Below are 25,236 nucleotides of genomic sequence, written 5' to 3'. Positions count from 1 at the left end.
ACAATGCCCACCAACGCCGCCACCGCGGCCCCGAGAGTGAAGCCACGACGTGACGTTCCGCCTGTTGCCTGCGACCCGCCGGGGTCGCCTGATACTGATCGCCCTGCTCGCCCTGATCGTCGCCGTGGCCGCCTGGTGGCTGCTGCGCAAGCCCGCCGCCCCGGCGGTCGCCGCCACCCCGGTCAGCCGTGGTGACATCGAGCAGACGGTGGAGGCCACCGGCGTGATCGACGCCTACAAGCTGGTCAGCGTCGGTGCGCAGGCGTCGGGCCAGATCAAATCGCTGAAGGTGCAGCTGGGCGATACCGTGAAGGAAGGCGACCTGATCGCCGAGATCGACGCCACCACCCAGCAGAACCAGGTGCTCAATGCGCAGGCCTCGCTGGACCAGGTCACCGCCCAGCGCGCCGTGCAGCAGGCCACCCTGCGCCAGGCCGAACTGGAATTCGCGCGCCAGCAGCAGATGCTGGCAGCCGAGGCCACCTCGCGCCAGGAATACGATGCCGCCGAAGCACAGCTGAAGACCGCACGTGCCCAGCTGCAGTCGTACGAGGCACAGATCAAGGGCCGCGAGACCGAGCTGGGCACCGCCCGCGCCAACCTGGCCTACACCCGCATTACCGCGCCGATGGATGGCACCGTGGTGGCGGTGGTGGCCGAGGAAGGCCGCACCGTGAACGCCAACCAGACCGCACCGACCATCGTCATGCTGGCGCGGCTGGACGTGGTCACCGTCAATGCCGAAATTTCCGAAGCCGACGTGGTCAAGATCAAGGCCGGCATGCCGGTGTACTTCACCACGCTGGGCGATCCGGACCGCAAGTACCACGCCACGCTGCGCCAGATCAATCCGGCGCCGGCCTCGATCGCCAACGAGAGTTCGTCCAGTTCCAGCAGCTCGTCCAGTTCCAGTTCCAGCAGCGCGGTCTACTACAACGCGTTGTTCGACGTCGAAAACCCCGATGGCACCCTGCGCATCGACATGACCGCACAGGTCTCGGTGCTGCTCAAGCAGGTCAAGGGCGTGCTGATGGTGCCGGCGGTTGCACTGGGGCCGAAGCGTCGTGGCGACGAGCGCATCGTGCGGGTGGTCGATGACAAGGGCCAACCGCAGCCGCGCAAGATCAAGGTCGGCATCAACAACGGCGCCAACGTCGAGGTCCTGTCCGGCCTGAAGGAAGGCGAGCGCGTGGTGGTCGGCGAAGGCGGCGCTGCGGCAGCCGCTGGCGGCGGCAACCGTGGCGGCATGCAGATGCGGGTCGGCGGCCCGGGCATGGGGCGCCGATGAGCACGATGGCGCCGCTGCTGCGCCTGCGCGACCTGCGACGCGAATTCCCGGCCGGCGACGATGTGATCGCCGTGCTGCGTGACGTCAATCTCGACATCCACGCCGGTGAGATGGTGGCCATTGTCGGCCAATCCGGCTCGGGCAAGTCGACGCTGATGAACATACTCGGCTGCCTCGACCGCCCCACTCGTGGCAGCTACCAGGTGGCCGGCCGCGAAACCGGGAAGATGGAACCGGACGAGCTGGCCGAACTGCGCCGCGAGCATTTCGGCTTCATCTTCCAGCGCTATCACCTGCTGGGCGACCTCGATGCGCGTGGCAACGTGGAGGTTCCGGCGGTGTATGCCGGCAGCCCCGGCCCGGTGCGCAACGCGCGTGCCGAGCAGCTGCTGCAGCGGTTGGGCCTGAGTGACCGCATGCATCACAAGCCGGGCCAGCTGTCCGGTGGCCAGCAGCAGCGCGTGTCGATCGCGCGCGCCCTGATGAACGGCGGCGAGGTGATCCTGGCCGACGAACCGACCGGTGCGCTCGACACGAAATCGGGCGAGGAAGTGATGGCGATCCTCGGCGAGCTGCACGCCGAAGGCCACACCATCATCATCGTCACCCATGACATGAGCGTGGCCGAGCACGCGCAGCGCATCATCGAGATCCGCGACGGCGAGATCATTGCCGACCGCGCCAACCCGAACGCGCCGACCTACCGGGCGCAGCGCGAGGCCAGCACCGGCGTGGCCCGCGGCAACAGCTGGCGCGCCGCCCGCGACCGCTTCACCGAAGCGTTCCGCATGGCGCTGCTGGCGATGAACGCACACCGCCTGCGCACCTTCCTGACCATGCTCGGCATCATCATCGGCATCGCCTCGGTGGTTTCGGTGGTGGCGCTGGGCAACGGCTCGCAGCAGCAGATCCTGCAGAACATCAGTGCGCTGGGTACCAATACCATCGACGTCTACCCCGGCCGCGGGTTCGGCGACATGCGCTCGGCCCGCGTGCAGACGCTCAAGGCCAGTGATGCCGATGCGCTGGCCCGGCAGAGCTACGTCGACAGCTCCACGCCCAGCGTATCGACCTCGGTCACCGCGCGTTACCGCAACCAGTCCTCCACCGCCCAGGTCAGCGGCGTTGGCGAGCAGTTCTTCCGGGTCAAGGGTGTGACCCTGCTCAGTGGCAGCTTCTTCGACAGTGACGCGGTGAAGGGCCTCGGCCAGGTCGCAGTGATCGACGAGAACACCCAGACCCAGTTCTTCCCCGATGTCGACCCGATCGGCCAGGTGATCCTGCTCGGCAACGTGCCGGCGCGCGTGGTCGGCGTGGCCAAGCGCCAGAGCTTCGGGTTCGGCGGCAGCACCAGCCTGAGCGTGTGGTTGCCCTACACCACGGTGATGTCGCGCATGCTCGGCCAGAGCCACGTGTCCAGCATCACCGTGCGCGTGGACGACGCCACGCCGATGGATGCGGCGCAGGAAGCGATCACCCGCCTGTTGACGATGCGCCATGGCACCGAGGACTTCTTCCTCAGCAACAGCGCCGAGATCCGCCAGACCATCGAGCAGACCACGCGCACGATGACCCTGCTGATCGGCGCCATCGCTGCCATCGCGCTGCTGGTGGGCGGCATCGGCGTGATGAACATCATGCTGGTGTCGGTGACCGAACGTACCCGCGAGATCGGCGTGCGCATGGCCGTCGGTGCACGGCAGAGTGATATCCGCCAGCAGTTCCTGATTGAAGCGGTGCTGGTGTGCCTGCTCGGTGGCCTGCTCGGTATCGGCCTGGCCCTGCTGCTGGGCTCGATGATCGGCCGTTTCGCCAGCGACTTCCAGGTGCTGTTCTCCACCGCCTCGATCGTGGCCGCGTTCGCCTGCTCGACCCTGATCGGCGTGGCGTTCGGCTTCCTGCCCGCGCGCAATGCCGCGCAGCTCGACCCGGTGGAGGCCCTGGCCCGCGAATGAAGATGATGACCCCACTTCCCTTCCCTGCTCCCTCGCGCCTGCTGCTGGCGGGCGCCGTACTGCTCGCCCTGTCCGGCTGCGCATCGATGGGCCGCTATCCGGTGGCAGACCCCAGCGTGGCGGCTGCCTATGGGCGTGGCGATGCCAGCCTCAACGCACCGGCCGATGAGCCACGCAGCAGCCTGGATACCCCCGGCCGCGACATCCGCCAGGACACCTGGTGGACCGGCTTCGGCGATGAGCGCCTGGACCGCCTGGTGGCACAGGCGCTGGCCGCCAACAGCGACCTTGCCGCTGCCGGTCTGGCCGTCCAGCGTTCGCGCCTGCAGGCCGGCCTGGCCAGCAACGCGCTGTGGCCGCAGCCCTCGTCCTCGGGCGTAAGCGGCAGCGCCAGCCGCGCCACCGACCAGACCGACGACTGGCGCCGCAGTTATTCCACCGGCGTGTCGCTGGGCTGGGAGGTCGACCTGTGGGGCCGCCTGCGCACCCAGCGCGACATTGCCCGCTGGGAAGCCGAGGCCAGTGAGGAAGACCGCCAGAACACCGCGCTGCTGGTAATCGGCGACAGCATCACCCAGTACTGGACGCTGGCCTATCTCAACCAGTCGATCGCCACCGGCCAGGCCAACCTGGAGCGGCTGGAGCGTACCCGGGAACTGGTGCAGGCACGCTTCGACGCCGGTGCGGTGTCGCGCCTGGAAGTGCGCCAGGCGCTGCAGAACCTGCAGTCGCAGCGGGCCTCGCAGAGCGCACTGGAACAGCAGCGTGTGGAAGTGCGCAATGCGCTGACGGTCCTGCTGGACGGCACGCCGTGGCCGCAGCAGGACGAACCGCAGGACCTGCTCGGCGCTCGCAGCCCAAGCATTGCCGAGGGCCTGCCGACCGACCTGCTTGGCCGCCGTCCCGACCTGCGCGCGGCCGAACTGCGGCTGCGCAACAGCCTGAAGACCATCAAGGTCACTGCCACCCAGTACTACCCGGCGCTGAGCCTCACTGGCAGCCTTGGCTCCAGTGCGACCTCGCTGGGTGACGTGCTGCGCAACCCGGTGGCCACCCTGGGCGCCGGCCTGTCGCTGCCGTTCCTCAACCTGCAGCGCGCACAGCTGGATACCGATATCGCCGGCACCACGTACCAGATTGCTGCAACCAATTTCCGCAAGACGCTGTACACCGCGCTCTCTGAAGTGGACAACGCACTCTCGGCACGCGAGCAGCTGGTCCGCCAGGTCGCCGCCTCGCAGGCCTCGTACGACGAAGCGGTGGAAGTTGAACGCGCGCAGGAAGTGCGCTACCGCGCGGGCGCCACCGACCTGCGCACCTGGCTGGAAGCACAGCAGACCCGGCGCGACGCCGAGCTGTCGCTGGCGCGTGTGCGCCAGGGCCAGCTGAACAACGACGTGACGTTGTTCAAGGCACTGGGCGGCAGCGCGGGGTAAGGCGGCGGGAGCGCCAACCAAGGTTGGCGACTACCGGTAGGTGTCGACCTTGGTCGACACGGCCGATCCACGCCATGCGTGAATCGGATCGCCGGTAGCGCCGGGCCATGCCCGGCGAAGCAATCCGCCGGGCATGGCCCGGCGCTACCGGAAAGCCGATCAACCGCGCTGGCGCACGGCCTCGAACAGGCTGACGCCGGCGGCGACGGAAACGTTCAGGCTCTCGATCTCGCCCGGCATCGGGATCTTGACCAGGCCATCGCAGTTCTCGCGGGTCAGGCGGCGCAGGCCGTCGGCTTCGCCGCCCAACACCAGGGCGATATTGCCCTTCAGGTCCAGCTGGTACAACGAGGCGGTGGCTTCACCGGCCAGGCCGTAGATCCACACACCCTGCTTCTGCAGGTCCTTCAGGCAGCGCGACAGGTTGGTCACCGCCACCACCGGAATGAGGTCGGCGGCACCGGCCGAGGTCTTGCGCACCGTGGCATTCACCGAGGCCGACTTGTCCTTGGGAATGATCACCGCGGTGGCGCCGGCCGCGGCAGCCGAACGCAGGCACGCGCCGAGATTGTGCGGGTCCTGCACCTCGTCCAGCACCAGCAGCAGGGCCTTGCCTTCGGCGGCCGTGACCAGGCCTTCCAGCTCGTTCTCACTGTAGGTGCGGGCCGCGGCATAGCGTGCGGCCACGCCCTGGTGGCGTACCGAACCGCCCACGCCGTCCAGCGCCTGGCTGTTGACCTTGCGCACGTCGATGCCCTTGCGGCGGGCGTTTTCCTCGATCTCGGTCAGCCGCGGGTTCTTTGCACCGGCCTCGACCAGCACTTCGCGGACGTTCTCGGCGTCGTTCTCGATGGAGGAGGCGACGGCGTTGACGCCGACGATCCACTGGCTGTTCTTGCTCATGCGGGGGCCGAACCGGATAGGGGGTGGCTATGGTAGAGCATCGGCGCCGACCGCGCTGCGCGCTCGCCGGGCACGGCCCGGCGCTACCCGCCGCTCAGCCTTCGGCGGAGCGGCTGCGTGGCGGCCAGTGCGGGGTGTCGTGGTCGGGGTGCTGGTGGGACACGATCGTGGCCAGGAATTCCAAGGCCGCGATGTCCTCCTCCGTGCGCCGCGCCGGCAGGCTGGACAGGCTGTCGACGAACCCCAGCTTGCGCTCCACCCCGTACTGGATCGTCGGCGGCAGGCGTTCGGGTTGGTCAAAGGCACCAGCGGCCACGGCCACGCCGTCGGGGGCTTCATAGGTCAACGGGGTACCGCAGTCGGCGCAGAAGCCACGCCGCACCACGTTGGAAGACTGGAAATAGCGCGGCTGCCCGCGGGTCCAGCTGAACTGCACGCCGCGCACCGAGACCAGCGGCGCGTAGTAGGCACCAAACGCCTTCTGGCACATCCGGCAATGGCAGATCGAACTGTCGGTCAGTTCACCGCGCGCCTGGAAGCGGATCGCGCCACACTGGCAGCCGCCGCTGTATTCGGGTTGGCCCTGCATGGTGGGTTCCTCCGTAACGTCGTGCCAACCAAGGTTGGCACCTACCAGGTGAGGTAGGTGCCGACCGTTGGTCGGCACACCTTTCAATACTTCTTTTTCGTGCGCTTGGTCGGCTTGCCACGCTCGGGCAGCGGCGGCAGGCCGTCACCTTCTTCCTCGCCCTTGTGCTCGACCAGGCGGAAGTCGATCTTGCGTTCCTCCATGCTGGCCTTCAGCACCAGAATGCGTACCTGGTCACCCAACCGGTAGCTGCTGCCACGGCGCTCACCGGTCAGCGTCTTGCGGGTCGCATCGAACTTGTAATAGTCCTGCGGCAACTGGGTCACGTGGACCAGGCCCTGCACCTTCGAATCGGCCAGCTCAACGAACAGACCGAAGCTGGTCACGCCACTGATCACGCCATCGAACTGGCCACCCACGTGCTTTTCCATCCACGCCGCGCGGTAGCGTTCGTCGACTTCGCGTTCGGCCTCGTCGGCACGACGCTCGCGCTCGGAACACTGCAGCGCCAACGCCGCCATCTCGCGCGCGTTGTAGGTGAACTTGTCCAGCGGCTTGCCGGACAACGCGTGCTTGATCGCGCGATGCACCAGCAGGTCGGGATAGCGGCGGATCGGCGAGGTGAAGTGCGCGTACGCCTCCAGTGCCAGGCCGAAATGACCGTTGTTGTCCGGGCTGTACACGGCCAGGCTCTGGCTGCGCAGCAGCACCGACTCCAGCAGCGTTGCATCGGGGCGATCGCGGATCTTCTTCAGCAGCTTGGTGTAATCGCCCGGGCGCACCTTCGACCACGGCGGAAGGCTCAGCTTGAATTCCTTCAGGAACTCCAGCAGGTCGGCGTACTTGGTCTCCGGCGGCTTCTCATGCACACGGTACGGGGCCGGCACATGGCGCGACAGCAGGTACTTCGCTGCCTCCACGTTGGCCGCGATCATGCATTCCTCGATCAGCTTGTGTGCGTCGTTGCGCACCAGCATGCCGGCCTGGGTCACTTCGCCTCGGTTGTCCAGAACGAAGCGTACTTCGCTGCTCTCGAACTCGATGGCGCCACGCTTGGCGCGCGCCTTGGCCAGCACCTTGTACAGCTGGTGCAGGCGCTGCACCTGCGGCAGCAGGTCGCCGATGAACGCCTTCGCGCCGGCATCGTCCTCGCCCACCGCCTGCCAGACCTGGGTGTAGGTCAGGCGTGCGTGCGAATTCATCACCGCTTCGTAGAAGCGCGAGTGGGAAACCACGCCATCACGGTCGATCTGCATGTCGCAGACGAAGCACATGCGATCGACCTTGGGCATCAGCGAGCAGATGCCATTGGACAGGGTCTCCGGCAGCATCGGCACCACGAAGCCCGGGAAGTACACCGAGGTCGCACGCTTCTGTGCCTCCTCGTCCAGCGGCGTGCCGGGACGCACGTAGTTGGAGACATCGGCAATGGCCACCACCAGGCGGAAGCCATCGGCGTTCGGCTCGCAGTACACCGCGTCGTCGAAATCCTTGGCGTCCTCGCCATCGATGGTGACCAGCGGCGTGCTGCGCAGGTCGACGCGGTCGCCGATCATCGCCGGTTCCACCACCAGCGGCACCGATGCGGCTTCGTCCAGCACCTCCTGCGGGAACTCGAACGGCAGTTCATGGCCGTGGATGGCGGTCTCCACCACCAGCGAGGCGGTCAGCTTGTCGCCGAGCACCGCGATGATGCGACCGATCGGCGGGCGCCGGCTGTCCGGAGCCTGGGTCAGTTCACAGACCACCAGCTGGCCGTCGCGCGCGCCACCGGTCTGGTCCGGCGGTACCTGCACGTTGCGCTGGATGCGCTTGTCATCGGGCACCACGTAATTGATGCCCATCTCGATGCTGAAGCGACCGATCAGGCGGGTCATGCCACGTTCCAGCACGCGGGCGATGCTGCCCTCGCGACGGCCACGGTGGTCGATGCCGGTGACGCGGGCGAGCACCTTGTCGCCGTGCATCACCTTGCGCATTTCATACGGCGGCAGGAACAAGTCGTCGCCGCCCTCGACCGGGCGCAGGAAGCCGAACCCTTCCGGGTTGGCGATCACCACACCAGTGACCAGGTTGAGGGTCTGGATCGGCGCGAAGCCGCCGCGGCGGTTCTGCACCAGCTGGCCGTCACGGACCATGGCGCCGAGGCGGCGCGACAGCGCCTCGGCACGGTCAGGCGCGCCCAGGCCCAGGCGTGCACCCAGCTCCTCGGCAGTCTGCGGTCCTTCGCAACGCTCGAGCAGGGCCAGGATGGCTTCGCGACTGGCGATGGGTTGTTCGTATTTCTCTGCTTCGCGGGCGGCATAGGGATCGTCGATCACTTTGCCGGTCGGCGGCAGCTTGCGGCCCGGGGCCGGGCCCGGCGCCTCAGTGCTGCGGATCCTGCGGCCACGTGGCGGAGCGCCACCATCGGCCAGTTCCGGGAGCCAGCCCGGCAGCGGCTTGCCCGGCTTGGTGGTGCGGGCTGCGCCCGCCTTGGCGCCCTTCTTCGGGGCCTGGCTGCGGGACGTGGTCCCGCCCTTGCTTGGTTTTTTGGTAGTCATCGCCCTACATGGTAGCCGTTGATGGCGTGCAGAACGGGTCAGCGCGCCTTTTGAAGAACCTGCATGAGAAATTTGAGGGAAGTCGTTGACAGGCTGCCAATTCATCTTCACAATTGCGCCTCTGGAACGCCCAGGTGGCGGAATTGGTAGACGCACTAGTTTCAGGTACTAGCGGGTAAAACCGTGGAGGTTCGAGTCCTCTCCTGGGCACCAACGAAAAAACTCCTCGCTTCGGCGGGGATTTTTTTTGCCTGGAATCCGGCTCTGACCCCGGCACCGGGGCGGATCCCTTCCTGCGAAGAAAAGGCTCTGGCCCCATCGCCAGAATCCATCGCGGGATTCATCCAGAAGTGTTGACACCCCCGTAACAACACCCCATAATTCTCCTCCTCGACGCCCAGATGGCGGAATTGGTAGACGCACTAGCTTCAGGTGCTAGCGGGGGCAACTTCGTGGAGGTTCGAGTCCTCTTCTGGGCACCATGTCGAGAAAGAAAACAACCCGCGCAAGCGGGTTTTTTCTTGTCTGTGATTCGGGGCGCGTAGAGTCAAGCTTGCTCAACTCTACAAAGGCGGATCGCGGTGTTCGCCGGGCCATGCGCGGCGACCTCCATCAAAACAACGGCCGCAGCACCAGCTCCAGCCCGAGCAGCAGCAGGAACCCGAGGAAACACGCGCGGAACACGCGTGCGCTGATCCGCTGCCGGATCACCTGCCCCAGCCACATGCCCAGCAGTGCCGGCACCACCGCCACCGCGCTCAGGCCCAGCTGCTGGATACCGAACGCGCCATGCAGCACCAGACCTGTCGTCAGTGAAATCGTCGACACAGTGAACGCCAGCCCGAGCGCCTGCACCAGCTCTTCGCGCTGCAGCCCCAGCGATTGCAGGTACGGCACCGCCGGCATCACGAACACGCCGGTCGCACCAGTCACCATGCCGGACAGTGCACCCACCAGCGGCCCCAGCCAGCGTTCGCGCCGTTCTGGCACGCGGAACACCGGTGCAAACAGCGCGTACGCGGCATAGATCACCAGCGCCATGCCCAACGCCACGCGCGACCAGGTGCGATCCACCCGTACCAGCAGCGCGGCCGAACCCAGCGTCACCACCACCACGGCCAGCATCATCGGCCACAGCCGCCGCACGATGGGCCCGAGCGACGGGCCCGACAACAACTGCCACGCGTTGGTGACAAAGGTGGGAATGAACAGCATCGAGGCCGCCGCCACCGGCGACAGCGCGCTGCCCAGCAGGCCCATCGCCACCGTCGGAAGGCCCATGCCGGTCACACCCTTGACCACGCCCGCCAGCACGAACACCGCCACCAGCAGAAAATAGAAGTACGTCGTTTCGTTCATGCCGTCATTGGATCGGGCAGGCCATCGGCGCACAATGCGGTCTTCCCGACCCTGCCTTCGGTTGTACCGAAGGCTCTGGTGTCACGAGGAGGACAACACATGCGGATGGACATCGCCGACCTGCGCCTGTTCCTGGCCATCGCCGAAGCGGGCAGCATCACGGCCGGTGCATCACAGGCAAACCTGGCACTGGGCTCTGCCAGCGAACGCCTGCGCGCCATCGAAGCCGACGCCGGCACAGCCCTGCTGACCCGGCACCCGCGCGGGGTCAGCCTCACTGAAGCCGGTGCCGCCCTCGCCCACCATGCGCGGTTGATCGTGCAGCAGCAGGCGCAGCTGCGCGGCGAAATGCAGGCGTTCGCCCATGGCGCGCGCGGCACCCTGCACCTGTACGCCAATACCGCCGCACTGACCAACTACCTGCCGTCGCGGCTGGCCCCCTGGCTGGCCGAACGGCCGCGACTGCATGTAGAACTGCTGGAACGCACCAGCCCTGAGGTTGTACGCGCGATCAGTGCCGGCCAGGCCGAGGCCGGCATCATCAGCGACGCGGTCGACGCTGACGGACTGCAGCAGCACGTGGTTGCCGAAGATCCGCTGATGCTGCTGCTGCCGGCCGATCACCGCTTCGCCCCGCAGCGCACGCTGGCGTTCGCGGACGTGGCGGGCGAGACCTTCGTCGCGCTGGCCGACGGCAACGCACTGCAGACCTACATCGAAGACCAGGCCCGCGACATTGGTCGCCGCCTCGACGTCCGCATCCGCATGAAAACCTTCGAAGGCGTGTGCATCATGATCGGCCACGGCATCGGCCTCGGTATCGTACCGCGCTCCATCGCCCGCCAGCATCGGCGCAGTACGCATACCGTTGCAGTGCCGCTTGCCGATGCGTGGGCACAGCGTCGCCTGTGCGCCTGTTTCCCACACTGGAAAGCGCTTTCGCCGCCAATGCGCAGCCTGCTGCTTCACCTCGGCGTCGAAGCAGAAAAAAAAGTGTGAAACAGTGTTGACACATCCGCTGCCATGCCGCAAAATTCTTCTCCTGAGTCGCCCAGGTGGCGGAATTGGTAGACGCACTAGCTTCAGGTGCTAGCGGGGGCAACTTCGTGGAGGTTCGAGTCCTCTCCTGGGCACCATGACTCAGCAAATGATCAAACCCGCGCAAGCGGGTTTTTTCATGCCTGCGGTTTGGGATGCGCGATGCATTGCGATTGCCGCTCAGTGTGTCGTATCCGGCACCTCCCTGGCAGCCATCTGCTCGTGCGAGCTCCCACCGGCGCGTCGCTATCACGCCCTGAGCGACAACCTTTTCGGGATCCATTCCACGTTTCGTTCGAATTCGTACTTCTCCTAGACGGAATCCACTCGCGATTCCTCGCCCCCGGCAGGCAGATTCTCGGATGCCGGGTGCAGCTACCCCACCATGCCCTGCCCCTGCGCGCCTTCCCCCAACAAAGGACGCTCCATGCAGCGCAGCATCATCTGCCCCCACTGCCACACTGCCTCCAACCACGGCGTAAGCGTCTGCGTTGGATGCCAGGCCGAAGTCCACTATGGCGCTTCCAGAGAAGCGTACGCGGTTGTTTCTGTTGCCGCCCTTGTCTGCGGCGCATTCATCGGCAGCCACCTGCAGGCCACTGCCGGCTGGGTCAGCGGCGGCGTCGTGCTTGTGGCAGGAATGTGGGCGCTGGCCCAGCTGTTCCGCGATCGCGTGGTTTTCAAGCGCGTATATCGCACACGCTAGACTCGCACCAATGCGCTTGGCCTGGATGTCCTTCGGTACGCCACCTGACAGACATGGCCTGGCGTTGACAGCAACGCGCAAACAAAAACCCCGCCTTCCGGCGGGGTTTTGTTTTTCATCGACAATGATCGATCAGTGCCCACCGCCCGCCGAGGCCGCACCCGCACCGGCACCGAACGGCGGCTTGGCCAGCCACAGGAACGAGATGATCGCCAGGAAGATCCAGCCCAGCAGGAAGAAGATGTCGTTGAAGCCCATCTGCGATGCCTGGTGGTTGATCATGTTGTTCAGCACCGCCGCGCCATGTTGCAGGTCGCCCTGCCCCATCGCCGCCACCTGGTCCTGCATGCCCGGCTGATAGGCCGAAATGTGCTCGGTCAGGTCCGCGTGATGCACCTGCGTGCGACGTGCCCACAGCCAGGTGGTCAGCGACGCCGCGAAGCTGCCGCCCAGCGTACGCAGGAAGGTGGCCAGGCCCGAACCGGCCGCGATCTCACGACCATCCAGGTCCGACAGCAGGATCTGCAGCACCGGCATGAAGAACAGTGCCACGCCGATGCCCATGATCAGCTGTACGCCGGCCACATGGTGGAAGTCCACCTGCAGGTTGAAACCCGAGCGCAGGAAGCTGGTCATCGACAGCACCACGAACGCGATGGTGGCCAGCATGCGCATGTCGAAACGCGATGCGTACTTGCCCACGAACGGGGTCATGATCACCGGCAGTACACCGATCGGGGCTGTTGCCAGACCGGCCCAGATCGCGGTGTAGCCCATGTCGCGCTGCAGCCACTGCGGAATCAGCAGGGCCACGCTGAAGAACGCCGCGTAGGCCACCACCATCGCCAGCGTACCGGCACGGAAGTTGCGGTGCCGGAACAGCTTCAGGTCGACGATCGGGTCCTTGTCGGTCAGCTCCCAGATCAGGAACACGGTCAGCGCCACCACGGCAACGCAGGCCAGTACCACGATCTTCATCGACGAGAACCAGTCTTCGTCGTTGCCCAGGTCGAGTACCAGCTGCAATGCGCCCACGCCGATCACCAGGGTGACCAGGCCGACGTAGTCCATCTTCGGCTTCTCGACGTGCTCGGGGCGACCCTTCAACTGGTTGCCCACTACCAGCGCAGCGAAGATGCCCAGCGGCACGTTGATCAGGAAGATCCATTCCCAGCTGTAGTTGTCGGTGATCCAGCCACCGAGGATCGGCCCGCAGATCGGCGCCACCACGGTGATCATCGCCAGCAGCGCCAGCGCCTGCCCGCGTTTCTCCCGTGGATAGATCGAGACCAGCAGCGACTGGGTGATCGGGTACATCGGGCCGGCGACGAAGCCCTGCAGCGCACGCGACAGCACCAGCATGCCCATGCTCTGGGCCAGGCCGCACAGCAGCGAGGTGATCACGAAGGCCAGCGTGGCCCACACGAACAGCTTGCGCTCGCCGAAGCGACGGCTGAGCCAGCCGGTCAGCGGCAGCGCGATCGCGGTGCTGACCGCGAACGAGGTGATGACCCACGTCGCCTGCTGCGAACTGGCGCCAAGATTACCGGCGATGGTCGGCAGCGAGACGTTGGCGATGGTGGTGTCGAGCACCTGCATGAACGAGGCCATCGCCAGGCCCACGGTGCAGAGGGCCACACTGGGTGGCAGGAAGCCGGCGGCCGCACCCGGCGCCGCCGGTGCGCCCGGAGAGCCGGGCGCAGCTGGAGCTTGTGCGGACATGGCCGACCTCAGCTCGCCTTGGACTGCTGCGGCAGGTTGCCCTGGATGATCGTGTGGATCACCTCATCGGCATCGTGCAGCTGCTTGGCGTACACGTCGGTGTCGAACACCGTGCCCTTGGCGGCTGCGCTCGGCAGCACTTCGCCCTTCTGGTCGCGCAGGCTCACCTCGGCCTTCATCGACAGGCCGATGCGCAGCGGGTGTTCGGCCAGCTGCTTGGCATCGATGGCGATGCGCACCGGCACGCGCTGCACGATCTTGATCCAGTTGCCGCTGGCGTTCTGCGCCGGCAGCAGCGAGAACGCCGAGCCGGTGCCCAGGCCCAGGCTGTCGATGCGGCCCTTGTACTTGACGTCGCCGGCATACAGGTCCGACTTCAGCTCCACTTCCTGGCCCAGGCGCATGTGCCGCAGCTGGGTTTCCTTGAAGTTGGCTTCGACCCACATCTGCTCGGTCGGCACCACCGCCATCAGCGCATTGCCCGGCTGCACGCGCTGGCCGACCTGCACCGAACGACGGGCGACATAGCCGGTGACCGGCGCGACGATGCCCGAACGTGCGTTGTTGAGGAAGGCCTGGCGCAGCTGCGCGGCGGCAGCCTGCACATCCGGCTGGGTGGCGATCACGGTGTCATCGACCAGTGCGCGGTTGCGCTCGACGGTCTCGCGCGAACCGGCCACGGCCGCTTCGGCAGCTGCCAGCTCATCGCGGGCGTGGGCCAGTTCTTCGTTGGAGATGGCGCCGGTGGCGGCCAGGCCCTTGCGGCGTGCGAAGTCGTCGCGCACGCGCTTCAGGGTCACCTGGCGTGCGTTCAAGTCCGCCTGCGCACCTTCGACGCTGCGGTACAGGCCGCGGGTCTGGCGCACGGTCTTGGCCAGGTTGGCTTCGGCCTGCTGCAGGGCCACCGAGGTATCGGCCGGGTCCAGCTGCACCAGCAGCTGGCCGCGCTCCACGCGCATGCCGTCATCGGCGTTGATGGCGACCACGGTACCGGCCACCAGCGGGGTGATCTGCACCTGGTTGCCCTGCACGTAGGCATCGTCGGTCTCTTCGAACCAACGGCCGAACATGAAGTACCACAGCGCCAGTGCCGCCAGCAGCAGCACGACGATCACGAACAGGCCGCGCAGCAGGTTGCCGCGGCGGTTGGGGGCGGCCGGGGCCGCGGTGTCTTGGGTCTGGCTCATGGCAGGGATCTTCAGGAATGCGAGGAATCGGAATGGGAGGCGAGCGGCGCGGCGTGATCGGCATCACTGGGCTGGAAACCACCGCCCAGCGCCTTGCTCAGGCGCACGGAGGTCTGCACCTGCTGCGACTGCAGGCCGGCCAGCTGCTGCTGTGACTGCAGCAGGGTGGACTGCGCGGTCAGCACGTCCAGGTAGCTGCCGATGCCAGCGCGATAGCGCTGCTGGGCCAGGTCGAAGGCCGAACGCGCGGTGTCCACCGCCTGCTGTTGCGCGTTCGACTGCTGCGCCAGTGAGCGCACCGCGTTGACCTGGTCGGCCACGTCGCGCAGTGCATCGAGCACGGTCTGGTTGTAGTTGGCAACCGCCAGGTCGTACTGCGCATCGGTGTTGGCCAGGTTGGCGCGCAGCTTGCCGCCTTCGAAGATCGGCAGGCTCAACGCCGGGCCGATGTAGGCGAAGGTGGAGCTGCTCTTCAGCAGATCGCCCACGTTCGGTGCGACGACGCCAGCCAGTGCGGTCAGGTTGAAGCTCGGGTAGAACTTGGTCCTGGCGACCTTGATCTGCTTGTCGGCCGCTTCCACCCGCCAGCGCGCGGCAACGATGTCCGGACGACGGCCGAGCAGCTCGCTGGGCAGCACGCCCGGCAGCTGGAGCGCCATCGGATTCAACGCCTGCGGACGCTGGATCGACAGGCCACGGTCCGGGCCCTTGCCGACCAGGGCGGCCAGCGCGGTGCGGGCGGCGTCGATGCGCTGCTGTGCGGCCAGCACCTGCTGCTGCGCGGCCGGCACGCGGGCCTCGGCCTGGCGCACCTGCAGATCGCTGTCGATGCCGGCACTGCGGCGCTGGCGGGTCAACTGCAGCGACTTCTGCGAGCGGGTCAGCTCTTCCTCGGCCACGTCGTTGAGCTGCCACGCGTAGGCCAGGTCGGCATAGGCCTGGGTGATGCCGGTGGACAGGTTCAGGCGCGCGGCCTGGGCTTCAACAGTGGCGGCATGCGCGCCATCCACGGCGGCTTCCCAAGCGGCGCGCTTGCCGCCCCACAGGTCCACGCCATAGCTGAAATCAAACGCGACCTGGCTGCTGCCAGCGTAATGGCCGCCCATCTCGCTGCCGGCCATCGACTCGGGCAGGCGCAGACCGGTGTAACCACCGGACACCGACAGGCTGGGCAGGCGATCGGCACGCGCGGTACCGACCTGCGACTGCGCCTGGCGCAGGCGCGCATCGGCAGCGTCCAGGCTCGGGTGGCCGGCCAGCCCCTCGGCGACCAGCGCGTCCAGCTGCGCATCGCCCAGTGCCTTCCACCAGTCCTGCGCCGGGAAGCCGGTGGCGCTCAGATCGGTGTCGGCCAGGGTGCGTTCGCTGTGCAGGCTGTCCACATCGAGCACGTGGCCCTGCGGGTTGAGGCCGCGGCTGCTGGCGCAGGCGGCCAAGGCCAGGGCCAGCGCTGATACCAACAGCGCGCGCCCGGACCGGCGGAGAGTGGAATGCGGGATCGGGTTCATGGGGTCGTCAGGGAATCGCGGATTCGGGTGAGGAGGGACAGCAGCTGCGTGCGTTCGTCGGCGGACAGGTCACGCAGGGCGTAATCCATCACCGCGTCGCCACGCAGCTTCAGCCGCGCCCACAGCGCGCGGCCTTCATCGGTCAGCACGATCTGCAGCGCACGCCGGTCCTGGGCATGCGGCTCGCGGCGTACGCAGCCCAGTGCCTCCAGCTTGTCCAGCAGACGGGTCACCGCACTGGGCACCTGGTCGATGGCCTGGGCCAGTTCATTGGCCGTGCACGGCGCCATGTTCGAAAGCACCTTCAACCCGATGTAGTGGGTGAAGCCGATGCCGAGGTCTTCTTCAGCCATGGAGGCGTCGAGTTGGCGGACCAGGCCGTCGCGCACCTGGCGCAGCAGCAGGCCGAAGCTGGGGGGAGTGGTTGCAGGACAGATCATGGGGGAGCATTCTCTTCCAAAAAAAATATTTCTCAATGGAAATATTCGATCTGGCATCGAATGCTGTGTTGCAGCAGTGGGCTGGATCAGTGAAGGCGCTCACCTTAATGGCCCGCTCAGCTGGCCCGGTAGTACAATTCAGCCAATGGATGACACATTTCAGCCAGCAGATATGATGAACAAGGCAGAAATCCCCCCTCCCAAGCGCCTGCTGCGTGATGACGCACTGGACTGGTTCGAGCGCAATGACGGCCCTCCGGTTGTCGCTTTCCGCTTCGACAGCCCGCAGGGCCTGGTCCGTGAAGTGGACTGGCATCACCACCAGCGCGCACAGCTGATCTGTGTCGAGCGCGGCCTGTTGACCACCCGAACCTCGCACGGCACGTGGTCGCTGGCGCCGGGTTCGGCCGGCTGGATGCCGCCGCTGGAGCCGCATACGGTCACCCTCGACGGGCCATTGCGTGGCTGGGGCATGGCGCTGGCCGCGCCCGCCTGCGCCACCCTGCCCTCCGACCCCTGCGTGCTGGGCCTGTCCAAGCTGGCGCAGGCGCTGGCCGACCGTATCTGCGAATGGCCGCTGGGCTATGCCACCACCCCTGAGCGCCAGCACATCATCGATGTACTGCTGGACGAGATCCGCACCGCACCGCGCCAGCGCATGCACCTGCCGATGCCGCACGACCGGCGCCTGCTGAAGATCGCCTCGCAGCTGCTGGCCGACCCGTCCGACGAGCGCAGCCTGGCCGAATGGGCGCACTGGGCGGGTCTGTCGCCACGCAGCCTGACCCGCCACTTCCGCGACGAGACCACGCTCAGCTTCGCCCAGTGGCGGCAGCAGGCCCGCCTGTCCGAGGCGCTGCGCCAGCTGACCGACGGCCGCAGCGTGGCCGATATCGCCCACGCGCTGGGCTTCAGCAGCGCCAGCGCCTTCGTCACCGTGTTCCGCCGCCACTTCGGTTTGCCGCCCGGGCGCTACCTGGCGCGGGCCGGGCATGGCCTGGAAACCGGGCTGGACCCTGCGCGCGGCTTGGCATCCCCGGCCGCATCCGGATAATCACAGGATTGCGAGCGGCGACCGCCGTCGCCGCCTCCCGACAATAGGTAACAACGCCGCATGACCGATCTTGCCCGCCCCGTGTTCCACGGATTCGAACAACTGCCGCTGCGCGAGTACGCAGAACGCGCCTACCTCGACTACTCGATGTACGTGGTCCTGGACCGTGCCCTGCCGTTCATCGGCGACGGCCTGAAGCCGGTACAGCGCCGCATCATCTATTCGATGAGCGAGCTGGGCCTGAATGCCGCGTCCAAGCCGAAGAAGTCCGCGCGCACCGTCGGTGACGTCATCGGTAAGTACCATCCGCACGGCGACAGCGCGTGCTACGAGGCGCTGGTGCTGATGGCGCAGCCGTTCTCGTACCGCTACCCGCTGATCGAGGGCCAGGGCAACTTCGGTTCCAGCGATGACCCGAAGTCGTTCGCGGCGATGCGTTACACCGAATCCAAGCTGACCCCGATCGCTGAAGTGCTTCTGGGCGAACTGGGCCAGGGCACCACCGACTGGGCGCCGAACTTCGACGGCACCCTGCAGGAACCGACCTGGATGCCGGCGCGGCTGCCGCACCTGCTGCTGAACGGCACCACCGGCATCGCCGTAGGCATGGCCACCGACGTGCCGCCGCACAATCTCAACGAGATCGTCAGCGCGCTGCTGCACCTGCTGGACAACCCCGAGGCCAGCGTGCGCGACCTGTGCGAGCACGTGCAGGGACCGGACTACCCCTCCAGCGCCGAGATCATCACCGCGGCCAATGACCTGCGGAACATGTACGAGACCGGCAACGGCAGCGTGCGTGCGCGTGCGACCTTCACCAAGGAAGCCAACAACATCGTCGTCACCGCGCTGCCGTTCCAGGTGTCGCCGTCGAAGGTGATCGAGCAGATCGCCGCGCAGATGCGCGCCAAGAAGCTGCCGTGGCTGGAGGACATCCGCGATGAGTCCGACCATGCCAACCCGGTGCGCGTGGTGCTGGTGCCGCGTTCCAACCGTGTCGACGCCGAGCAGCTGATGGGCCACCTGTTCGCCACCACGGACATGGAGCGCAGCTACCGCGTCAACCTCAACGTGATCGGGCTGGACGGCCGTCCGCAGGTGAAGAACCTGAAGATGCTGCTCAGCGAATGGCTGGCGTTCCGCAGCAGCACCGTCACCCGCCGCCTGCAGCACCGCCTGCAGAAGGTCGAGCGCCGCCTGCACCTGTTGGAAGGCCTGCTGGTCGCATTCCTCAACCTGGACGAGGTGATCCACATCATCCGGACCGAGGACGAACCGAAGGCGGCGCTGATCGCGCGCTTCGGCCTGTCCGACGACCAGGCCGAGTACATCCTGGAAACCAAGCTGAAGCAGCTGGCGCGCCTGGAAGAGATGAAGATCCGTGGCGAGCAGGACGAGCTGGCCAAGGAGCGCGAGAAGATCCTCGGCATCCTCGACAGCAAGACCAAGCTGAAGAAGCTGATCCGCGACGAACTGACCGCCGATGCCAGGAAGTTCGGCGACGCACGCCGTTCGCCGCTGGTGCAGCGCCAGGCCGCGCAGGCCATCGACGAGACCGAACTGGTGCCGAGCGAGCCGATGACCGTCGTGCTCTCGGAGAAGGGCTGGATCCGTGCCGCCAAGGGCCACGACGTCGATGCGTCCGCCCTGTCCTATCGCGATGGTGACGCCCTGCAGGGCGCGGTGCGTGCACGCAGCACCCAGCAGGTCGCGTTCCTCGACAGCGAGGGTCGCGCCTACTCGACGCCGGTACACACCCTGCCCTCCGCGCGTGGCAACGGTGAACCGCTCACCGGACGCTTCTCGCCGGCCGCGGGCACCAGCTTCGTGACCCTGGCCAGCGCCGAGCCGGACACCCGCTTCGTGCTGGCCTCCACCCACGGCTACGGCTTCGTCACCCGCTTCGAGAACCTGATCGGCCGCAACAAGGCCGGCAAGGCGATGCTGAACCTGTCAGCCGGTTCGACCGTGCTGACCCCGTCGGTGGTGGCCAACGTCGCCACCGACCGCATCGTGGCGGTGACCAGTTCCGGCAACCTGCTGGCAATCGCCGCCAACGACCTGCCGGAACTGGACAAGGGCAAGGGCAACAAGATCATCGAGATCCCGAAGGCCAAGCTCGCCACCGAACGCGTGGTCGCCATCGTGGCGATCAGCCCGGGCCAGACCCTTCAGGTGCGCAGTGGGCAGCGCACGATGGGCCTGAAGTTCAACGAGCTCGACGCCTACCTCGGCGCCCGCGCCACCCGCGGCCACCTGCTGCCGCGCGGTTGGCAGAAGGTGGAAGGGCTGTCGGTGGAATGAGGGCCGCGGCCCTGCTCATGGTGGGTGTCAACCTTGGTTGACACGCCTTGCCCCGGTAGACGCCAACCTCGGTTGGCGTTTTCCATCCCAATGGGGTCAGAGCCGTTTTCGTCGAAAACGGATCTGACCCCGGACACGAAAAAGCCGGGGCATTCCCCGGCTTTTTCGTTGTCGGCTGGCGGGCGGTGGAGCAGCTGGCGGGCGAAGGCTGGCTGGCGGTGCTCCGGTGCTGGCGGGCGACAGAACGCTGTGCTTCTGGTAGACCCGACCGCTGGTCGGCTGCCCTGCAAAAGCGGCCGACTAACAGTCGGCACTACCGGGTCGGCGCGAGGCGCCGGCTCAGTGCGCCGGGGCGCCGTTGCCGTCGATCTTGCTCAGCTGGTACAGCTCCAGGCCGATGCGCTTGATCAGGCCCAACTGCTGTTCCAGCCACCAGGCATGGTCTTCCTCGGTGTCCTTCAGCTGCGCCAGCAGCATGTCGCGGCTCACGTAGTCACCCTTCTCCTCGCACAGCTTCATGCCGGCGGCGAGATTGTTCCGAACCGCGTATTCAGTATCCAGATCCTTCTGCAGCATCTCCTCCACGGTCTTGCCCGGCTCGGTGGCATGCGGGCGCATGTCCGGGTCGCCTCCGAGGAACAGGATCCGGCGCAGCAGCGCGTCGGCGTGCTGGGTTTCCTCTTCCATCTCGTGGTTCAGGCGTTCGTACAGCGCGAACAGGCCCTGGTCCTCGTAGCGGCGGGAATGGATGAAGTACTGGTCGCGGGCAGCGAGTTCGCCGCGCAGCAGTTCCTTCAGGCAGGCGATGACGTCCGGGTTGCCTTTCATGGGGGGGCTCCTGTGAATCGATGTGACATAGGGTGCCGCATTTCAAAATACGGTGATCTAATCGGAATCAGTCGCAGTTGCGCCTGCGGCTACAATCGGCCCACGAGTTCGGAAAGGACGTGCGATGCGACGTACATGGCGTTGGGTGCTGGGCGTGCTGATCGCCATCGTGCTGGTTACCGTACTGGGCCTGTGGCTGCTGCTGCGCGGCAGCCTGGCCGACCTCGACGGCGAACATGCACTGCCTGGTCTGGCCAAGCCGGTCACCGTCGAACGCGATGCGCTGGGCGTGGTCACCATCACTGCCGGCAGCCAGGCCGACGCGATGCGTGCACTCGGCCATGTGCATGCGCAGGAACGCTACTTCGAGATGGACCTCATGCGCCGCAGTGCGGCTGGCGAGCTGTCGGCGTTGTTCGGGCCGAAGGCCATCGACGCCGACAAACGCATGCGCGTGCACCGCCTGCGCGCCCGCACCGAGGCGCATCTGGATACCGCGCTGGGCGACAACGGCGCGGCCGTGCGTGCCTATGTGGACGGCGTCAATGAAGGCCTGGCTGATCTCTCCGTGCGGCCGTGGGCCTACCTGCTGCTGCGGCAGTCACCGCACCCGTGGCAGGCCAGCGACAGCGTGCTGGCCGGACTGGCCATGTACGCCGACCTGCAGGACCCAGGCAACCAGACCGAGCTTGCCCTGAGCCGCATCCGCGCGGTGGTGCCGCCGGCGCTGTACGCGCTGATCGCCCACGACGGCACCGAATGGGATGCACCGCTGTTTGGCGAAGCCACCGGCAACGCGGCCCTGCCCGATGCAAGCCAGCTCGATCTGCGCACATTGAAGGGAAAGCCGGGCACCGAGCAGGAGGAGGCGGACGTCATCGGCAGCAACAACTTCGCGGTGGCCGGCGCGCTCACCGCCGACGGCCGCGCGATCGTGGCTGACGACATGCACCTGGGCCTGCGCGCGCCTGGCCTGTGGTTCCGGGTGCGCCTGCGTTACCCCGACTCGCAGGCTGCAGGCGGCCAGGTCGACGTCACTGGCTTCTCGCTGCCTGGCCTGCCGGCGGTGATCGTCGGCAGCAATGGACACGTCGCCTGGGGCTTCACCAACAGCTACATCGATACTGCCGACTACCGGACTGAACCGGCCAGCGCCGCTGTGACCGTGCACGACGAACGCATTGCGGTGGCCGGCCAGGCCGACGTGGTGTTCCCGGTGCGCGAAACCGCCTGGGGCCCGATCCTGCACACCCATGCCGATGGCAGCGGCGATGCCCTGCGCTGGGTCGCGCACCTGCCCGGCGCGGTGCGCCTGGACTTCGGTGACCTGGCCCGCGCCGGCGATCTGGATGGCGCCCTGCACTTCGCCGACCGCGCCGGCATCCCCGCGCAGAACCTGGTGGTCGGCGACCGCAGCGGACGCATCGCCTGGCGCCTGATCGGCGCCCGCCCCGACCGAGGCCCCGGCTGTGCACCGGCCGGCTTCACTGCGGCCAGCAACCAGGATTGCGCACCGTGGCCGATCCGCAGCGATGCCTCGCCGGCACTGATCGATCCCCCCAACCATCGCCTGTGGACCGCCAACGGCCGCGTCCTCGACGGCGAAGCACTGGCCAGCGTCGGCAATGGCGGCTATGACCTTGGTGCCCGGGCGCGGCAGATCCGCGATCTGCTGGCAATCCAGGAGCGCTTCGACGAGCACGACCTGCTGGCGATCCAGCTTGATGACCGCGCGGTGTTCCTGCAGCGCTGGTGGGCGTTGCTGCATGACGTCATCGAACACCGTGACGATCCTGCGCTGAAGCGGTTGAAGTCCGTCAGTCACCAATGGGGCGGCCGGGCCTCGACCAGCTCGGTGAGCTACCGGGTGGTGCGTGAATTCCGTACACAGGTAATGGAGACGTTGTCCGATGCACTGCTGGCACCGGCCAACGCGGCACTGGGCGATGACTATCTGGACCCGCGCCTGGCGCAGCTGGAAGGCGTGGCGTGGCCGATGCTGCAAGAGCGTCCGGCCAATCTGCTGCCTCCCGCCTTCGACAGCTGGGACGCGCTGCTGATCGATGCCGCCCGCCGTACCGAGAGCGAGCTGTCCAGGCAGGGCCCTCTGGCCAAGCGCAGCTGGGGCGAACGCAATACTGCGGCGATCTGCCATCCCATCGCGCGTGCATTGCCGGACATCGCCAAACGCTGGCTGTGCATGCCCACCGATCCCCTGCCCGGTGACCGCGACATGCCACGCGTGCAGACGCCGAACTTCGGTGCCTCCGAACGCATGGTGGTTTCGCCCGGCCACGAGGCCGACGGCATCGTGCACATGCCCGGCGGCCAGAGCGGCCATCCGCTGTCGCCGTACTGGGCGGCTGGCCACGAAGACTGGGTGCATGGCCGACCGACCCCGTTCCTGCCAGGCAAGGCGCAGCACGTGATGACGCTGGTCCCTGCGCGTTGACGACCAGGGTCAGATCCCTTTTCCAAAGAAAAGGGATCTGACCCCATCATTGCAGCGTCAGGCCAGCGCCTGCTCATGCACGCCGGCAATCGCGCGGCCGGAAGGATCGGCTGCTGCCGCGAAGCTGGCATCCCACGCAATCGCCGCCGGCGACGAACAGGCAATCGACTTGCCGCCCGGCACGGTCTCGGCCGCCGCGCGGCTGGGGAAGAACTGTTCGAACAGGTGGCGGTAGTAGTACGCCTCCTTGGTCTGCGGCGGGTTGTGCGGGAAGCGCTTGTCGGCCGCCGACAGCACGCGGTCGCTCACCTGCGCTTCGGCATGCGCTTTCAGCCCGTCGATCCAGCCATAGCCGACGCCGTCGCTGAACTGCTCCTTCTGCCGCCACAGGATGCTGTCCGGCAGGTAGCCCTCGAACGCTTCGCGCAGCACCGCCTTCTCGATGCGGCGGCCACCGAAGCCGGCACCGACCATCTTGTGCGCGGCATCGAAGCGCATCGCCACATCGAGGAACTCGCGGTCGAGGAACGGGACACGCGGCTCCACGCCCCAGGCCATCATCGACTTGTTGGCGCGCAGGCAATCGTAGTTGTGCAGGGCATCAAGCTTGCGTACCAGCTCATCGTGGAATTCGCGCGCATCCGGCGCCTTGTGGAAGTACAGGTAGCCGCCGAAGATCTCGTCGCTGCCTTCGCCGGAGAGCACCATCTTCACGCCCATCGCCTTGATCCGCCGTGCGAGCAGGAACATCGGCGTCGATGCACGGATGGTGGTGACGTCGTAGGTCTCGATGTGGCGGATCACTTCCGGCAGCGCATCGAGGCCTTCCTCGAAGGTGTATTCGAAGCCGTGATGCACGGTGCCGAGTGCCTCGGCAGCGATCGCCGCAGCCGCCAGATCGGGCGAGCCCTTCAGGCCGATCGCGAACGAATGCAAGCGCGGCCACCAGGCTTCGGTCTGTCCACCATCCTCGATGCGGCGACGCGCGTAGCGTGCGGCCACCGCCGCCACCAGCGACGAGTCCAGGCCACCGGACAACAGCACGCCGTACGGAACGTCGCTCATCAGCTGGCGTTCCACCGCATGCTCGAACGCCTGGCGCAGTTCGGCCAGGTCGGCCTGGCGGCCCTGCACGTCGGCATAGTCGCGCCACGGTTGCTGGTAGTAGCGCACCAGCTCACCGCTGGCGCTGTCGAAGTAATGGCCCGGCGGGAACTGCGCGACGTCGGCACAGGTATCGACCAGTGCCTTCATTTCCGAGGCCACGCGCAGCCGGCCCTGTGCATCGTGGCCCCAGTACAGCGGCACCACGCCCACCGGGTCACGTGCCACCAGCACCCGTCCGGCCTCGCGATCCCACAGGGCGAAGGCGAAGATGCCATTGAGCTGTTCCAGCCACTGTGCTGGCGTACCGCCCTGACGGTACAGCGCGTTGATCACCTCACAGTCCGAACCGGTCTGGAAGTCGTAGGCGGTGGTCAGCGTGGCCTTCAGCTGCTGGTGGTTGTAGATCTCGCCGTTGACCGCCAGCGCCAGCTGCCCATCGGCCGACAACAACGGCTGCGAGCCACCGGCCGGATCGACGATGGCCAGCCGTTCGTGAACCAGCAGCGCGCCTTCATCGAGGTACACGCCGCTCCAGTCCGGACCGCGGTGACGCTGGCGTTGCGACAGCTCCAGCGCGTGGCGGCGCAGGGCGGGAAGATCGTCACCGGCCTGCAGGCCGAAGATTCCGAAGATCGAACACATGGCAGAGCTCCTGTTGTGGGGATTTCACGGGGAAGGTGTTCGACCGGCAACCAGGCCCGGGGGGACTGCACCCGGGCACAAAAAAACCCGCATCGGCTGATGCGGGTTTTCTGGTGTCCGGGCGTGTGTTGCTGTCTATCTACCCAGGGCGCAGTCCCGCATCGGCCGCGCACGA

18 protein-coding genes and 3 tRNA genes are annotated in these 25,236 nt (G+C 66.9%); 11 read left to right on the top strand and 10 right to left on the bottom strand.

Annotated features, from left to right (window positions below):
• The first annotated feature begins 49 nt into the window (after positions 1-49).
• From DI041_RS10235 to DI041_RS10225, 3 genes are read left to right on the top strand one after another with little or no spacing between them, the layout of a single operon-like run.
• Positions 50-1,288 carry an efflux RND transporter periplasmic adaptor subunit gene (locus DI041_RS10235; RefSeq protein WP_136638644.1) on the top strand — a complete coding sequence of 413 codons (1,239 nt, stop codon included), beginning with the start codon at positions 50-52 and terminating at the stop codon, positions 1,286-1,288.
• A complete protein-coding gene (locus tag DI041_RS10230; protein ID WP_136638645.1) occupies positions 1,285-3,243 on the top strand; it encodes a MacB family efflux pump subunit in 1,959 nt (652 codons plus the stop codon). The genes DI041_RS10235 and DI041_RS10230 overlap by 4 nt, the downstream gene beginning before the upstream one ends.
• Positions 3,240-4,679 (top strand): TolC family protein, encoded by a 1,440-nt coding sequence (locus tag DI041_RS10225; RefSeq protein ID WP_136638646.1) that lies wholly within the window; start codon positions 3,240-3,242, stop codon positions 4,677-4,679. The genes DI041_RS10230 and DI041_RS10225 overlap by 4 nt, the downstream gene beginning before the upstream one ends.
• Positions 4,680-4,838: 159 nt before the next feature.
• On the opposite strand, the gene rlmB is transcribed toward DI041_RS10225, so the two are convergent.
• The 3 genes from rlmB to rnr all read right to left on the bottom strand — a co-directional run bounded on the left by rlmB (position 4,839) and on the right by rnr (position 8,714).
• Complete coding sequence (rlmB, locus tag DI041_RS10220; protein ID WP_012510538.1) at positions 4,839-5,582, bottom strand: 23S rRNA (guanosine(2251)-2'-O)-methyltransferase RlmB; 744 nt, start codon at positions 5,580-5,582, stop codon at positions 4,839-4,841.
• A 94-nt stretch (positions 5,583-5,676) separates the two neighbouring features.
• Positions 5,677-6,171 carry a GFA family protein gene (locus tag DI041_RS10215; protein WP_046983113.1) on the bottom strand — a complete coding sequence of 165 codons (495 nt, stop codon included), beginning with the start codon at positions 6,169-6,171 and terminating at the stop codon, positions 5,677-5,679.
• Between the two features lie 83 nt (positions 6,172-6,254).
• Complete coding sequence (rnr, locus tag DI041_RS10210; protein ID WP_046983114.1) at positions 6,255-8,714, bottom strand: ribonuclease R; 2,460 nt, start codon at positions 8,712-8,714, stop codon at positions 6,255-6,257.
• A gap of 128 nt (positions 8,715-8,842) precedes the next feature.
• Here rnr and DI041_RS10205 point away from each other — a divergent pair.
• Positions 8,843-8,927: transfer RNA gene (locus tag DI041_RS10205), tRNA-Leu, on the top strand.
• A 182-nt stretch (positions 8,928-9,109) separates the two neighbouring features.
• A tRNA-Leu gene (locus DI041_RS10200) sits at positions 9,110-9,196 on the top strand.
• A 130-nt stretch (positions 9,197-9,326) separates the two neighbouring features.
• Here the strand turns inward: DI041_RS10200 and DI041_RS10195 are convergent.
• On the bottom strand, positions 9,327-10,073 hold the full coding sequence (locus DI041_RS10195; RefSeq protein ID WP_136638647.1) for a sulfite exporter TauE/SafE family protein: 747 nt from the start codon (positions 10,071-10,073) through the stop codon (positions 9,327-9,329).
• A gap of 99 nt (positions 10,074-10,172) precedes the next feature.
• Here DI041_RS10195 and DI041_RS10190 point away from each other — a divergent pair, with 99 nt between their 5' ends.
• From DI041_RS10190 to DI041_RS10180, 3 genes are all read left to right on the top strand, one after another.
• The gene (locus DI041_RS10190; protein ID WP_136638648.1) at positions 10,173-11,072 is read left to right on the top strand and encodes a LysR family transcriptional regulator; all 900 of its coding nucleotides are present in this window, start codon (positions 10,173-10,175) and stop codon (positions 11,070-11,072) included.
• Between the two features lie 50 nt (positions 11,073-11,122).
• Positions 11,123-11,209: transfer RNA gene (locus DI041_RS10185), tRNA-Leu, on the top strand.
• A 329-nt stretch (positions 11,210-11,538) separates the two neighbouring features.
• Positions 11,539-11,817, top strand: coding sequence for a hypothetical protein (locus DI041_RS10180; RefSeq protein ID WP_136638649.1), 279 nt, complete (start codon positions 11,539-11,541; stop codon positions 11,815-11,817).
• Between the two features lie 132 nt (positions 11,818-11,949).
• On the opposite strand, the gene emrB is transcribed toward DI041_RS10180, so the two are convergent.
• The 4 genes from emrB to emrR are packed head-to-tail and all read right to left on the bottom strand — an operon-like array spanning position 11,950 to position 16,674.
• Entirely contained in the window at positions 11,950-13,539 is a 1,590-nt protein-coding gene (emrB, locus tag DI041_RS10175) for a multidrug efflux MFS transporter permease subunit EmrB (protein ID WP_136638650.1), read from the bottom strand.
• A gap of 8 nt (positions 13,540-13,547) precedes the next feature.
• Positions 13,548-14,726, bottom strand: coding sequence for a multidrug efflux MFS transporter periplasmic adaptor subunit EmrA (gene emrA, locus DI041_RS10170; protein ID WP_136638651.1), 1,179 nt, complete (start codon positions 14,724-14,726; stop codon positions 13,548-13,550).
• Between the two features lie 11 nt (positions 14,727-14,737).
• On the bottom strand, positions 14,738-16,234 hold the full coding sequence (gene emrC / locus DI041_RS10165) for a multidrug efflux transporter outer membrane subunit EmrC (RefSeq protein ID WP_046983119.1): 1,497 nt from the start codon (positions 16,232-16,234) through the stop codon (positions 14,738-14,740).
• The gene (gene emrR / locus DI041_RS10160) at positions 16,231-16,674 is read right to left on the bottom strand and encodes a multidrug efflux system transcriptional regulator EmrR (RefSeq protein WP_025877626.1); all 444 of its coding nucleotides are present in this window, start codon (positions 16,672-16,674) and stop codon (positions 16,231-16,233) included. Before emrR ends, emrC begins: the two co-directional genes overlap by 4 nt.
• 172 nt (positions 16,675-16,846) lie before the next feature.
• Here emrR and DI041_RS10155 point away from each other — a divergent pair, with 172 nt between their 5' ends.
• Both DI041_RS10155 and parC read left to right on the top strand, forming a co-directional pair.
• Entirely contained in the window at positions 16,847-17,728 is an 882-nt protein-coding gene (locus tag DI041_RS10155; protein ID WP_049456750.1) for a helix-turn-helix domain-containing protein, read from the top strand.
• A 60-nt stretch (positions 17,729-17,788) separates the two neighbouring features.
• The gene (gene parC / locus DI041_RS10150) at positions 17,789-20,032 is read left to right on the top strand and encodes a DNA topoisomerase IV subunit A (protein ID WP_046983121.1); all 2,244 of its coding nucleotides are present in this window, start codon (positions 17,789-17,791) and stop codon (positions 20,030-20,032) included.
• Positions 20,033-20,371: 339 nt separating this feature from the next.
• Here the strand turns inward: parC and bfr are convergent, their stop codons facing one another.
• On the bottom strand, positions 20,372-20,860 hold the full coding sequence (bfr, locus tag DI041_RS10145; protein WP_004151115.1) for a bacterioferritin: 489 nt from the start codon (positions 20,858-20,860) through the stop codon (positions 20,372-20,374).
• 124 nt (positions 20,861-20,984) lie between these two features.
• Between bfr and DI041_RS10140 the strand changes: the two genes are divergently transcribed.
• Positions 20,985-23,312 (top strand): penicillin acylase family protein, encoded by a 2,328-nt coding sequence (locus tag DI041_RS10140; RefSeq protein WP_136638652.1) that lies wholly within the window; start codon positions 20,985-20,987, stop codon positions 23,310-23,312.
• A 57-nt stretch (positions 23,313-23,369) separates the two neighbouring features.
• Here DI041_RS10140 and asnB read toward each other — a convergent pair whose 3' ends face one another.
• Positions 23,370-25,061 carry an asparagine synthase B gene (asnB, locus tag DI041_RS10135; protein WP_136638653.1) on the bottom strand — a complete coding sequence of 564 codons (1,692 nt, stop codon included), beginning with the start codon at positions 25,059-25,061 and terminating at the stop codon, positions 23,370-23,372.
• Positions 25,062-25,236: the final 175 nt, after the last annotated feature.

This window comes from Stenotrophomonas maltophilia, from assembly GCF_004920835.1.
Lineage (GTDB): Bacteria > Pseudomonadota > Gammaproteobacteria > Xanthomonadales > Xanthomonadaceae > Stenotrophomonas > Stenotrophomonas maltophilia_AQ.
Note: the sequence above shows the minus strand (reverse complement) of the source record. Positions and strands in the feature narration are given on the sequence as shown.

What these genes read in the sequence shown, in the direction of transcription:
- parC (WP_046983121.1), top strand. Translation starts at nt 17,789, where the DNA reads ATGACCGATCTTGCCCGCCCCGTGTTCCACGGATTCGAACAACTGCCG.
- rnr (WP_046983114.1), bottom strand. Translation starts at nt 8,714, where the DNA reads ATGACTACCAAAAAACCAAGCAAGGGCGGGACCACGTCCCGCAGCCAG.
- emrB (WP_136638650.1), bottom strand. Translation starts at nt 13,539, where the DNA reads ATGTCCGCACAAGCTCCAGCTGCGCCCGGCTCTCCGGGCGCACCGGCG.
- DI041_RS10140 (WP_136638652.1), top strand. Translation starts at nt 20,985, where the DNA reads ATGCGACGTACATGGCGTTGGGTGCTGGGCGTGCTGATCGCCATCGTG.
- emrA (WP_136638651.1), bottom strand. Translation starts at nt 14,726, where the DNA reads ATGAGCCAGACCCAAGACACCGCGGCCCCGGCCGCCCCCAACCGCCGC.
- asnB (WP_136638653.1), bottom strand. Translation starts at nt 25,061, where the DNA reads ATGTGTTCGATCTTCGGAATCTTCGGCCTGCAGGCCGGTGACGATCTT.
- DI041_RS10195 (WP_136638647.1), bottom strand. Translation starts at nt 10,073, where the DNA reads ATGAACGAAACGACGTACTTCTATTTTCTGCTGGTGGCGGTGTTCGTG.
- DI041_RS10225 (WP_136638646.1), top strand. Translation starts at nt 3,240, where the DNA reads ATGAAGATGATGACCCCACTTCCCTTCCCTGCTCCCTCGCGCCTGCTG.
- bfr (WP_004151115.1), bottom strand. Translation starts at nt 20,860, where the DNA reads ATGAAAGGCAACCCGGACGTCATCGCCTGCCTGAAGGAACTGCTGCGC.
- DI041_RS10180 (WP_136638649.1), top strand. Translation starts at nt 11,539, where the DNA reads ATGCAGCGCAGCATCATCTGCCCCCACTGCCACACTGCCTCCAACCAC.
- emrR (WP_025877626.1), bottom strand. Translation starts at nt 16,674, where the DNA reads ATGATCTGTCCTGCAACCACTCCCCCCAGCTTCGGCCTGCTGCTGCGC.
- rlmB (WP_012510538.1), bottom strand. Translation starts at nt 5,582, where the DNA reads ATGAGCAAGAACAGCCAGTGGATCGTCGGCGTCAACGCCGTCGCCTCC.
- DI041_RS10155 (WP_049456750.1), top strand. Translation starts at nt 16,847, where the DNA reads ATGATGAACAAGGCAGAAATCCCCCCTCCCAAGCGCCTGCTGCGTGAT.
- DI041_RS10215 (WP_046983113.1), bottom strand. Translation starts at nt 6,171, where the DNA reads ATGCAGGGCCAACCCGAATACAGCGGCGGCTGCCAGTGTGGCGCGATC.
- DI041_RS10230 (WP_136638645.1), top strand. Translation starts at nt 1,285, where the DNA reads ATGAGCACGATGGCGCCGCTGCTGCGCCTGCGCGACCTGCGACGCGAA.
- DI041_RS10190 (WP_136638648.1), top strand. Translation starts at nt 10,173, where the DNA reads ATGCGGATGGACATCGCCGACCTGCGCCTGTTCCTGGCCATCGCCGAA.
- emrC (WP_046983119.1), bottom strand. Translation starts at nt 16,234, where the DNA reads ATGAACCCGATCCCGCATTCCACTCTCCGCCGGTCCGGGCGCGCGCTG.